Origin of the sequence: Streptomyces hydrogenans, from assembly GCF_014656075.1 — a bacterium.
Lineage (GTDB): Bacteria > Actinomycetota > Actinomycetes > Streptomycetales > Streptomycetaceae > Streptomyces > Streptomyces hydrogenans.
Genome location: NZ_BNBS01000185.1, coordinates 1 through 11,162, shown reverse-complemented (window position 1 = coordinate 11,162; position 11,162 = coordinate 1). Strand labels below are relative to the sequence as shown.

The 11,162-nt window shown below is 74.9% G+C and carries 14 protein-coding genes; 8 read left to right on the top strand and 6 right to left on the bottom strand.

Annotated elements, in window-relative coordinates; translation table 11 throughout:
* The 3 genes from IE321_RS38800 to IE321_RS38790 form a co-directional block, all read left to right on the top strand.
* A partial coding sequence (locus IE321_RS38800; protein WP_506417413.1) for an MFS transporter occupies positions 1-759 on the top strand: 759 nt, incomplete at its 5' end.
* Between the two features lie 68 nt (positions 760-827).
* Positions 828-1,328, top strand: coding sequence for a cupin domain-containing protein (locus IE321_RS38795; protein WP_043226752.1), 501 nt, complete (start codon positions 828-830; stop codon positions 1,326-1,328).
* 102 nt (positions 1,329-1,430) lie between these two features.
* Complete coding sequence (locus tag IE321_RS38790) at positions 1,431-2,102, top strand: TetR/AcrR family transcriptional regulator (protein ID WP_043226750.1); 672 nt, start codon at positions 1,431-1,433, stop codon at positions 2,100-2,102.
* Here IE321_RS38790 and IE321_RS38785 read toward each other — a convergent pair.
* Positions 2,053-3,378, bottom strand: coding sequence for an amino acid permease (locus tag IE321_RS38785; protein ID WP_043226749.1), 1,326 nt, complete (start codon positions 3,376-3,378; stop codon positions 2,053-2,055). The two genes, IE321_RS38790 and IE321_RS38785, sit on opposite strands and share 50 nt — an antisense overlap.
* Before the next feature lie 485 nt (positions 3,379-3,863).
* Here IE321_RS38785 and IE321_RS38780 point away from each other — a divergent pair, with 485 nt between their 5' ends.
* From IE321_RS38780 to IE321_RS38760, 5 genes are read left to right on the top strand one after another with little or no spacing between them, the layout of a single operon-like run.
* Complete coding sequence (locus tag IE321_RS38780) at positions 3,864-6,344, top strand: nitrate- and nitrite sensing domain-containing protein (protein ID WP_229916771.1); 2,481 nt, start codon at positions 3,864-3,866, stop codon at positions 6,342-6,344.
* On the top strand, positions 6,341-6,781 hold the full coding sequence (locus tag IE321_RS38775) for a roadblock/LC7 domain-containing protein (RefSeq protein WP_043226747.1): 441 nt from the start codon (positions 6,341-6,343) through the stop codon (positions 6,779-6,781). The genes IE321_RS38780 and IE321_RS38775 overlap by 4 nt, the downstream gene beginning before the upstream one ends.
* Entirely contained in the window at positions 6,778-7,200 is a 423-nt protein-coding gene (locus IE321_RS38770) for a DUF742 domain-containing protein (protein WP_051842398.1), read from the top strand. Before IE321_RS38775 ends, IE321_RS38770 begins: the two co-directional genes overlap by 4 nt.
* A gap of 5 nt (positions 7,201-7,205) precedes the next feature.
* Positions 7,206-7,772 (top strand): GTP-binding protein, encoded by a 567-nt coding sequence (locus IE321_RS38765; protein WP_043226745.1) that lies wholly within the window; start codon positions 7,206-7,208, stop codon positions 7,770-7,772.
* 48 nt (positions 7,773-7,820) lie between these two features.
* On the top strand, positions 7,821-8,954 hold the full coding sequence (locus IE321_RS38760; RefSeq protein WP_190226377.1) for an FAD-dependent monooxygenase: 1,134 nt from the start codon (positions 7,821-7,823) through the stop codon (positions 8,952-8,954).
* A gap of 40 nt (positions 8,955-8,994) precedes the next feature.
* On the opposite strand, the gene IE321_RS38755 is transcribed toward IE321_RS38760, so the two are convergent.
* The 5 genes from IE321_RS38755 to IE321_RS38735 form a co-directional block, all read right to left on the bottom strand.
* Entirely contained in the window at positions 8,995-9,606 is a 612-nt protein-coding gene (locus tag IE321_RS38755) for a LysE family transporter (RefSeq protein ID WP_190226376.1), read from the bottom strand.
* Positions 9,603-9,911, bottom strand: coding sequence for a DUF2087 domain-containing protein (locus tag IE321_RS38750; protein ID WP_190226375.1), 309 nt, complete (start codon positions 9,909-9,911; stop codon positions 9,603-9,605). The genes IE321_RS38755 and IE321_RS38750 overlap by 4 nt, the downstream gene beginning before the upstream one ends.
* Before the next feature lie 59 nt (positions 9,912-9,970).
* Complete coding sequence (locus tag IE321_RS38745) at positions 9,971-10,249, bottom strand: hypothetical protein (RefSeq protein WP_043226739.1); 279 nt, start codon at positions 10,247-10,249, stop codon at positions 9,971-9,973.
* Positions 10,250-10,357: 108 nt separating this feature from the next.
* Positions 10,358-11,032: a maleylpyruvate isomerase family mycothiol-dependent enzyme gene (locus IE321_RS38740; protein WP_190226374.1), complete on the bottom strand. Its 675-nt coding sequence runs from the start codon at positions 11,030-11,032 to the stop codon at positions 10,358-10,360.
* Positions 11,033-11,038: 6 nt separating this feature from the next.
* The coding region (locus IE321_RS38735; protein ID WP_190226373.1) for an adenosylhomocysteinase at positions 11,039-11,162 on the bottom strand (124 nt) is incomplete at its 5' end.

The following is an 11,162-nucleotide window of genomic DNA, read 5'->3' as shown; positions in this document are numbered from 1 at the left end:
GCCCTCGCCGGGCGGGGCCTCCTGGCGGCCGGGGCGGCGGGGTTCAACGTCGCCGCCTTCCAGCTCGCCGGCCGGGACGGCGGCGGCCGGTCCGCCGGACTCGTCGCCATCGGCAGCGCGGCGGGCGGCACGGCCGGGCTCTTCGGCGGGGCGGCCCTGGCTGCGCTCCTCGACTGGCGGGCGGCGCTCGTCCTCCCCCTGCTGAGCCTCACCGTGCTCGTCCCGGTCCTGCGGGACGCGGGGGCCGGCGCGCCCGGCGCCGCGCGGGCGAAGGACGCCGGAGCGGGGCTCCGGCGGATCCTCTCCTCCGCCCCCTTCCTCGCCGCCGCCGGGCTGATGCTCGCGCTCTCCACCGTGAACTTCGGCCTCATGTACGCCGGTCCCGCGCGCGTCGCCGTGCTCACCGGCTGGGGCCCGGTGCCGATCGGGGCGTACGCCTCGCTGGCCGCACTGGCCGGGGCCCTGGCCTCCTGGGGCCTGGTGCGACGGGGCCCCCGGCTGGGGACGGGCCGGACGCGGACGCTGCTCGCCGCCGGGTCCGCGCTCGCCGTCGCCCTCGCCGCCGGGCCCTGGGCCGGGCCGGTGCTGCTCGGCTCCGCCGTCAGCTCGCTCGTCACGGCCGGCGGCCAGGGGCTGCTCACGGGCGCCTGCGCCGCCGGGCTGCCGAAGTCCCTGCACGACACCGCCGTCGGGCTGTTCAACCTCGCGTTCCTCACCGGCGTCGCCGTCGGCCCGGCGCTCGCCGCCGCGCTCGTCTGACCCGCGCCGCCCCGGCCGGCGGTCCCGCCGGCCACCCCACCGCACCCGCCCTCCCGACAGGAGCCCCCATGTCGTACGACCCCCGCGCCTACCCCGCCGCCCGCTACACCGGCGAGCACGGCGAGATCAGCGCCCGCTACCGGGCCGCCGACACCCCGCCGGACTTCGTCGCCACGGGCGCCGCGCCCGCCGCGTACCACTACCTCTCCACCACCCTGTCCACCCGGGGCGAGTACGGCCTCTACCGGGTGGACATGGGCCCCGAGTCCGCCGGGCCCTCCACCCACTTCCACAAGGCGATGTCCGAGGCCTTCTTCGTGCTGTCCGGGACCGTCCGGCTCTTCGACGGCGAGCGGTGGGTGGACGCCCGCTCCGGCGACCACCTCTACGTGCCCGTCGGCGGACTGCACGCCTTCCGGAACGAGTCCGGCGAACCGGCGTCGATGCTCATGCTGTTCGCGCCGGGCGCGCCCCGGGAGGAGTACTTCGAGCGGATGGGCGGCCTCGCGGAGCTCGGCGACGAGGAGCGGGCCGCGTTCCTCGTGGAACACGACAGCTTCTTCGTCTGAGCGGAAGCGGAGTCGCCGCCCTCCACTTCTTTGCAGACCGAACCGTTCAGTTCATATACTGGACCCCTCTCCGCGCCCCTCCCCTACCCCGAGGACACACCCATGGCAGCCGGCAAGGACGTCCTCGACGAGTACGGGATCCCGGTCATCCCCGACCCCGCCGACGCGGCCTCCCGCAAACGGCGGGCGATCATCGACGCCGCGCTGACGGAGTTCCTCGCGGAGGGGTACTCGGCGGCGTCGATGGACGCGATCACGGCCCGCTCCGGGGTGTCGAAGGCGACCATCTACAAGCACTTCGGCAGCAAGGAGCGGCTGTTCCTCGCCGTCATCGGCGGCGTGCTGCCGAAGACCTACGCGGACCTGGAACCGGCCAACTCGACCATCGCCGACGCCCCCGACCTGCGCGCGGCGCTGGTGCGGCTGACCACGGACTGGGCGCGGATCCTGCTGCGCCCGGACATCATGTCGCTGCGGCGGCTCGTGATCGGCGAGATAGACCGCTTCCCGCAGCTGGGACAGCTCTGGTACCGCGTCAGCTACGACATGAACAACGGTCCGCTGGTCGAGGCGTTCACCGAGCTGTCCGCGCGCGGCGCCCTCGACGTGCCGGACCCGAAGCTGGCGGTGCAGCAGCTGGTCGCGGCGACGCTCGGGGTTCCGCAGCTGGTGCGCACCTTCTCCCCGGAGGCGGAGATCGAGGAGGCCGAGCTGGAGCGGGTGATCAGCTCGGGAGTGGACCTGTTCCTGGCGCGGTACGCCACCGGCGCCTGAGCGCCGCCCAGCCGAGCAGCGCCGCCGCCCACCCGCCGGTGGTGAGCAGCTGGGTGCGGCTCGCGGGGTCGCCGAGCATCAGGAGGAGGACGCCTCCGATGCCGGCGAGGGCCGTGAGCGAGGCGGCGGAGGGGCCGCGCAGCCGCAGGTGGGAGCCGGCGATCAGGGCCCAGACGATCAGGATGGCCGCGCCGATCGAGTTCAGCAGGAACGGGAAGACCGTGCGCGGCCACAGCAGGCCGAGGACGACCGAGCCGAAGCCGAAGGCGGCCGAGGCGAGGACGGCGGCCCGGGGGACGCCGCCGCGCAGCCGGCCGAGGACGGGCGGGGCGTCGCCGCGCTCCACGAGGGCGCGGAGCATCCGCGAGGAGCCGTAGACGTTGGCGTTCATCGCGGAGAGCAGGGCGATCAGCACGACCGCGGCCATCACGTCGGCGGCGCCGGGAACGCCGATCCTGGCCATGACGGCGGTGTACGGGCCTTCGGCGACGCCCGGCGCGTTCCACGGGACGAGCAGCACGATCACCGTCATCGAGCCGAGGTAGCAGACGGCGACCCGCCACATGACGGCGCGGACGCCGGAGCGGACGGCGCGGGCCGGGTCCTCGCACTCGGCGGCGGCGATGGTGACGGTCTCCAGGCCGCCGAAGGCGAAGACGGCGGCGACCATGCCGACGGCGACGCCGTGCCAGCCGTGCGGCAGGAAGCCGCCGTCGCCGGTGAGGTGGGCCGCGCCCGGTGAGGCGAAGCCGTCGAGCAGCCCGGCCAGGGCGGCGGCGCCGAGCAGCAGGAAGCAGCCGATGGCGGCGATCTTCAGGCCGGCGAACCAGAACTCCAGCTCGCCGAAGCGGCGCACGCCCGTCAGGTTGGCCGCGGTGAAGACGGTCATGAAGACGGCGACCCACGCCCACGGCGGCACGGACGGCACCCAGCCGTGGGCGATCCGGGCCGCGCCGAGCGCCTCGGCGGCCACGCTGACGACGAGCAGCCCCCAGTACATCCAGCCGGCGAGCAGCCCGGCCCAGCCGCCGAAGGCGCGTCGGGCGTGCTCCGCGAAGGAGCCGGCCACCGGATGCTCGGCGGAGAGGTCGCCGAGCATCCGCATCACCAGCACGGTGAGCGCCCCGGCGAGGGCGTAGGAGACGAGGATGCCCGGCCCGGCGGCCGCGATCCCCACCCCCGAGCCCACGAAGAGCCCGGCGCCGATGGCCCCGCCGAGCGCCAGCATCGCCAGGTGCCTCCGGCGCAGCCCGTGCGCCGTCACCCGTCCCGTCATGTTTCCCCCGCTCTCCAGGACGACGAGCGGGATCCTGTCCCGGAGGCGGCCGGGCGGGCAATCCGGAACCGGTCGGTGAGACGGTCCCGAGGGGTCTTCTGTCTGATCGCACATCAATTGACATGCAGGAATGGGTTATTCCGCATACCTCCCGATCAGTTGTGATCGGAAGGTGACTAATATGCACGCGTCGATGTACGTGTGGTGTTGGAACGGTCACACCGTTCCCTGTCGAGGAGCATGCTCTGCGCAAGCGCATATCCGAGCGGACCCGCAGGGCGTCCTCCCCCTCCCTGGGCCGGACCCTGCTCGTCATCGCCTTCGTCCCCGCCCTCGCCCTGATCGCCCTCTGGGCCGTCACCAGCGGACAGGTCTTCCTCGACTTCCAGCGCCAGGCCGGCCAGGGCCTGCTCGCCGAGAAGGCGGGCCAGCCCTCCAACCTCGTCTACTACAGCCTCCAGGAGGAACGGCGCCTGAGCGCCGAGGTGCTGGCCGGGCGCTCCGGCGCCGCCGCCTCCCTCAAGGAGCAGCGGGTCCGCACCGACGAGGCCGTCCGGCAGTTCCAGACCCTCTCGGACGTCTCCGAGGACGGCGCCCCCCAGGAGGTCCTGGACGCGGTGTCCGGGGCGCGCGCCGCGATCGCCCGGCTCGACGCCCAGCGCTCCCTCGTGGACGGCGGCGACGACGACCAGCAGCAGGCCGTGTACGACTACTACACCGACCTGATCTCCGTCGACCTCGACCTCTTCGCCGCCCTCAGCCACGTCGACAACGGCCGCATCACCACCCTGTCGCAGCCGCTCGTCGACCTCTTCCGGGTCAAGGAGATGATCTCCCGCTCGGACGCCCTGCTCGCCCGCGGCTGGGCCGACGGCAGCCTCAGCGCCCGCGAGTTCGCCGACTTCCGGCAGGTCGTCTCCGCCCAGCAGCCCACCTACTCCTCCTCCGTGGTGCCCTACCTCCCGGACGACGAGAAGGCGATGTGGGACGCCCTCGTCGACAGCCCGGAGTGGAAGGCGAAGACCGCGGCCGAGAACGCGATCCTCAGCCCCGCCCGCGCCACCGCCACCGGCTCCGTCCCCCTCGCCGCCGACGAGAAGACCTGGCGCGCCTCCCTCGACTCCCTCGACGACCGCGTCGAGGCCCTGCTCCAGCACCGCACCGCCCTCGTCGTCGAGGAGGGCAAGGGCAGCGTCATGTCGCTGCTGCTGCGGATGGCGCTCACCACCCTCATCGGCCTGCTCGCCATCGTCGCCGTCATCACCGTCACCTGGCGCCTCACCCGCACCCTGCGCCACCGCATCGACCGGCTGCGCGAGCAGGCCGAGGCGCTGGAGCGCAGCCTCCCCGACATCGTCGAACGGCTCGGCCAGGGCGAACGCATCGACGTCGAGGCCGAGGTGCAGCGCGTCCGGCAGGACGAGAACGACCACGCCGACGACGAACTCACCCGCCTCGGCGAGGCCCTCAACCTCGCCCGCACCAGCGCCCTCGAAGCCGCCGTCCGCCAGTCCGACCAGCACCGCGGCTTCGAGCGGCTGCTCCAGCGGATCGCCCGCCGCACCCAGCAGCTCATCGGCCAGCAGCTGAAGAAGCTCGACGACCTGGAGCACCGGCACGAGGACCCCCGGCTCCTGGAGGACCTCTTCGACCTCGACCACCTCACCGCGCGCCTGCGCCGGTACGAGGAGAACCTGGTCATCCTGGCCGGCGGCTCCCCGCACCGCCGCTGGCGCCGCCCGGTGCCGCTGCTCGACGTCATGCGCTCCGCCCAGGGAGAGGTGCAGGACTACCGGCGGGTCATGCTCGACCTCGACGGCAGCCCCTGGCTCGCGCCGCGCGCCGTCGGCCCCGTCACCCACGTGCTCGCCGAGCTGATCGAGAACGCCCTCACCTTCTCCCGGCCGCCCAGCCCCGTCGAGATCCGGGCCGCCCACGTCAGCCGCGGCCTCGTCGTCGAGGTCGAGGACCGGGGCCTCGGCATGGAGGAGGAACAGCTCGCGGAACTCAACGAGCTGATGGCCCGTCCGCCCCGGATGGACCTCCTCGCCCGCACCGAGGACATCCGCCTCGGCCTCCACGTCGTCTCCCGCCTGGCCGCCCAGTACGGCCTCCGGGTCGAGTTCCGCTCCTCCGCCTACGGCGGCACCCGCGCCGTCGTCCTCGTCCCGCACGAGCTGCTCGCCGGCCCCGAGGAGACCGCGCCCGCCGCCCCGCAGGGCGTCACCCCGCTGCCCCGCCCGGCCGAACCGCCCGTCCCCGTCGGCCCGGTGAGCCACGTGTACGAGGAGGGCGCCCTGCCCAGCCGCGGCCGCGGCCAGGCGCTCGCCGAGGTGACCGGCCAGTTCCAGCACGCCCGGGCGGCCGAACCGCCGTTCCCCTACGGGGAGCCGCAGGAGCAGCCGTTCCCGTACGCGGAGCCCGCGCCGTACGCGGAGCCCGCGCCGTACGCGGAGTCCTTCCCGGAGCCGCGGCCGGAGCCCTACGCGGAAGCCCACCCGGAGCCGTACGCGGAGCCGGTGGCGGTGCCGTACGCGGAGCCGGAGCCGGTGCCGTACGCGCAGCCCGAGCCGTACGCGCAGCCGGAGCCCGTGCCGTACGCCGAAGCCCGCCCGGAGGCGTACGAGCCCGCCCCCGTCCCCGCGTACGCCCCCCAGCCGTACACCGCCCCGCCCACGCCCACGCCCACGCAGGACCCGGCCTCGCCGGCGCTCCCGGCACACGCGGACACGCGGCCGCTGCCGCGCCGGGTGCGGCAGGCGAGCCTCGTCGACGAGCTGCGGGTCGACCCGGGCACGCCCAGGACCCCGACCGCTCCCCCGCCGGACTGGCGGACCGATCCCCTGCTGCGGCCCGCACCCCGCCGCGCGGGAGCGACGATCGGCGCCTTCCAGCGCCGGTCCCGCGCGGCCCGCGCCCAGGCCGACCCCTCCCCCGCCCCCTCCACGAGAGAAGACAGGTCATGACCCCCCGCACCACCGCCACCCATCAGGAGCTGGACTGGCTGCTCGACGGACTGGTGGAGTCCGTGGCCGAGACCCGCAGCGCCGTCCTGCTCTCCGACGACGGCCTGGTCGTCAGCCACTCCCGCTCCCTCGACCGGGCCTCCGCCGAGCGGCTCGCCGCCATCTGCACCGGCCAGCAGAGCCTGGCCCGCGGCGTCGGCCAGCTCTTCGACGGCGGCGCCGTGCACCAGGTCATCGTCGAGCTCTCCGAGCTGTGGCTCTTCATCGTCTCCGCCGGCCAGGGCACCCACCTCGCCGTCGTCGCCTCCCAGGAGGTCGACGCGGAGGTCATGTCGCTCGCCATGCACAACCTCGTCCAGCAGGTCGGCCAGAAGCTCGGCACCCCCGCCCGCTCCGGCTTCGACGCCTTCGGCAGCGCGCCCGGTCCCCGCGGATGACCAGCGGGTACGAGGACGGCCCCGACGGCCCCGACGGCTACGAGGACGACGCCGCGGGCACCATGGTCCGGCCCTACACCGTGACCCGCGGCCGGACCGCGCCCGAACGCGACGACTTCACCCTCATCACGGTGATCAGCACCGTCGAGGAACCCCTCGACGAGTTCGGCCGGCCGCTGCGCCCCCAGCGGCTCCAGCCCGAACACCGGCTGATCCTCGACCGGTGCCGGAGGCCCATGGCCGTCGCCGAGGTCGCCGCCGCCCTCGGCCTGCCCGTGTCGGTGGCCAAGATCCTGCTGGCCGACCTCGTGGGCCTCGGCCTGCTCACCGCCCGCGCCCCGCTCTCGATGGCCCGGGCCGCCGGCGGCGCCCCGCACAGCCTGCTGGCCGCCGTCCGTGACGGAATCCGGAGACTCTGACACCCATGACCAGCCCCGCCACGGCACCCGCAGCCGTGAAGATCCTCGTCGCCGGCGGCTTCGGCGTCGGCAAGACCACCCTCGTCGGCGCGGTCAGCGAGGTCACCCCGCTGCGCACCGAGGAGTACCTCACCACCGCCAGCGTCGGCGTGGACGACCTCGCCGGCGTCGCCGCCAAGGAGACGACCACCGTCGCCCTGGACTTCGGCCGCATCACCGTCAGCGGCGAACTCGTCGTCTACCTCTTCGGCACCCCCGGCCAGGAACGCTTCTGGTTCATGTGGAACGACCTGGTCCAGGGCGCCCTCGGCGGCATCGTCATCGCCGACACCCGCCGCCTGGAGACCAGCTTCGCGTCCATCGACTTCTTCGAGAGCCGCGAGATCCCCTTCGTCGTCGCCATCAACTGCTTCCACGGGCACAACACCCGCACCGCGGAGGAGATCCGGGCCGCGCTCGACCTCGACCCGCACGTGCCGCTGCTCATCGGCGACGTCCGGCAGCGCGCCTTCGGCAAGGACACCCTCCTCGCCCTCGTCGACCACCTGATGAGCCTCCCGGCCCCGGCCTGACCGCCCCCCTCCCTCCCCCGTACGCACCAGCCCCTGGAGGCACCCGAGATGACATCCCCCCTGCGCGTCCTCGTCCACGGCGGCGGCATAGGCGGGCTCACCCTCGCCACCCTGCTCGCCCGCCGCGGCCACACCGTGGAGGTCGTCGAGGTCCGCGAGGCGCCCGACGCTCTCGGCGTCGGCATCATCCAGCCCTCCAACGCCCTGCACGTGATGCGCGAGGCCGGCCTCCTCGACGCCTGCCTCGCGGCCGGCTTCGAGTGGGAGGTCCTCACCATCGCCGACCCGGCGGGCACCCCGCGCGCCGAGATCCCCCAGCCCCGCATGGACGGCGCCCCGCCGTCCAACGGCATCCCCCGCCCCGCGCTCGCCGGCCTGCTCGCCGACGCCGCCCGCGAGGCCGGCGCCACGATCCGCTACGGCGCCACCGTCGACACCCTCACCGACGACGGCGACGGCGTCGACGTCACCCTCACCGACGGCTCCGCCGGCCGCTGGGACCTCGTCGCCGGCTTCGACGGCATCGGCTCCCCGCTCCGCACCCGCCTCTACGGCGACCGCCACACCCCCGAGTACACCGGCTTCGCCAACTGGCGCGTCACCGTCCCCCGCCTCCCCCAGGTGAAGGGCGTCGTGATGTGCATGGCCGGCCCCGAGGCCAAGGCCCTCCTCACCCCGATCACCGACGACCTGATGTACCTGGGCGCGGTGTTCGCCGAGGACGAGTCGTTCCGCCCGGACGCCGACACCGCCCACGAGGAGCTGGCCAAGCGGCTCGCGATGTTCTCCGGCCCGGTCGCCGAGGCGCTCGCCTCCGTCACCGACCCGGCGTCCGTCGTCTACACCCGCATCTCACAGGTGACCGTCGAGGACCCGTGGCACGTCGGCCGGGTCGTCCTCGCCGGCGACGCCGCCCACGCCTCCACCCCGCACCTCGCGCAGGGCGCGGCGATGGCCGTCGAGGACGCCCTCGTCCTCGCCGACTCGCTGCGCGACGAGGAGACCGTGCCCGCCGCCCTCGCCGCCTGGGAGGCCCGCCGCCGCCCCCGCGCCCTGTGGGTGCAGGCGCTGTCCCGCGCCGTCCTCAAGCAGGAGACGGGCACGTCGACGACGCCCGAGGAGGACGAGCTCCTGAAGATCGGCATCCCGGGCGCCGCGCACGTGCTGGTCAAGCCCTACTAGGGCGTGGTCCGACGCGAAGGGTCGGACGGGCCCCGCGTCCTCACACCACCAGCCCGACGGCCAGGACCGCGATCAGGGCGCTCGACGCCAGGCCCGTGAGGAGCCGGGCGCGGGCGCCGGTCAGGGCGTGGCCGAGGAGGGTGCCGGTGCCGGCCAGGACGAGCTGCCAGCTCGCCGAGGCGGCGAAGGCCGCGGCGACGAAGACGGCCGCCTCGGCCCGGCCCGCGGCGGCGTGGCCGCCGAGGACGAGGGCCGTGAAGTACAGGACCGTCATCGGGTTGAGGATCGTGATGCCGAGGAAGGTCCAGAAGGCGCGGTGCGGGGCCGTCACCGGCCGTTCCTCCGGCGGGGTCCCGGCGCGGTGCGCGCGGAGCGCCGTACGGGCCGAGGCCGCCGCGAGGGCCAGCAGGACGAGGACGGACGCCCAGCGCAGCGGCGTCGCCACCGGCGCGAGGAGCGGGACCAGGGCGGACCCGCCGGCGACCGCGACCAGGGCGTACACCCCGTCCGCCGCCGCGATGCCGAGCGCCGCGCCCGCCCCCGTACGCCACGGGCTGCGGGCCGCGACCGCCACCAGGTGGGCGCCGACGGCGCCGACCGGGACCGCGATGCCGTAGCCGGCCAGCAGGCCGGCCACCACCGCGGCCGTCACGCGACGGCGGGGGCCGCACCTCCGGGGACCGGGGCCGTGCGCTGTCGGTGGTAGGCCGCGCCGTCCTTCGTCCGGGCCAGGTGGCCGCCGACGACGAGGTAGCGGCGCAGGGCCGGGTAGTCCTCGTGGACGGTCTTCAGCGCCTCGTTGACCTCGGTCTCGCGGTAGACGCGGCCGAGGTCGAAGAGGGTCTCGGCGAGGTGCGCGAGGAGCGCCTCGCGGCGGGCCGGCCGGCGCGGGATCGCGACGAGGCGCCCCTCGGCGGAGAACAGGTCCGCGACGGAGCGCGGGGAAGGATGGCTCATGGGGGGAAGGGTGGCGGCCCCGCCCCCGGGCCCGCAAAGGGTTTTCGCCCCGGGCGGCCTCAGCGCGTGATGACGTTCACCGCGTCCTGGAAGGTCGGCAGGATCGGCGGCATGCCCTGCTCGACGAAGATCGGTCGGGCCTTCGCGGCGAAGGCGAGGAAGTCCTCCTCCGACTCCCAGAAGTCCACCACCCGCCAGCCGCCGGACCCGTCCGGTCCGGCCGCGTGGGCGATGAAGCCCTGCGGCGGCCACCACTCGGCCCGCTCCAGGCGCGCGGTGGTGGACTCGTACTGCTCCTGGGTGCCGCCGGGGATCTCGACGGTGACGATGACGGCCATGCTGCTGCTCCCGTACGTGCGGGGGTGGGGGTCCCGACCAGCTCACCCCCGCCCCGGGGGCCCCGCACCGCGACGGGGCCCGAACGGGCGAGACCCGCGCGGCCGGGTTCAGCGGTAGATCAGCAGCTCGGCCTCCGTCGCGCCGGTGAGGGCGTAGCGGGTGCGGACCAGGGGGCGGCCCGCGTAGATGCGGATGAGGGTGGCCGCGTCGCCGTCGAAGACGGCGGGCGGGCGGCCCTCGATCTCGTTGCCGAGGGCCACCTCCCCCGCGTGGTCGGCGAGCCGGCCGACCAGCCGCGGGGTCTCCCGCCGCCGGCTGGTGACGGAGAGCAGGGGCAGCGCGAGGGCGAGGGCGTCGCCGCAGTAGGCGCCGGGTTCGCCGAACGCCTCCCGGACGTCCCCGGCGTGCACCCACTCCCCGAGGGCGACCGCGTCGAGCCGCCCGTCCTCGTGCCCGGCGATCACCGGTCCCGCCTCGGTGAGTCCGCGCTCCAGCTCGTCGAGGACCCGCCCGAGCGGCCAGTCCTCGCGCTCGGCCACGTCGCAGGCGTTGGCCTCGGGCAGGAAGACGCCCTCCTCCAGACGCCCCTCCACGATCCGCACCAGCGCCGCGCCGCAGTGCGCGAGCACCTGCCGCGCGGTCCAGCCCGGGCAGGCGGTGCGCAGCTCGTACGCCTCCTCGGGCGTGCGGCGCAGCAGTGGCATCAGCAGGTCCCGCTCGGTCCGCAGGAGCCGGTCGGGCAGCCAGGGGTCGCGTCCGGCGGGGAGACAGTCGGTACACATGCGGGCTCAGTAGCGGTAGTGGTCGGGCTTGTACGGGCCGTCGACGGGGACGCCGATGTAGGCGGCCTGGTCGGCGCGGAGGGTCGTGAGCCGCACGCCGAGGGCGTCGAGGTGGAGGCGGGCGACCTTC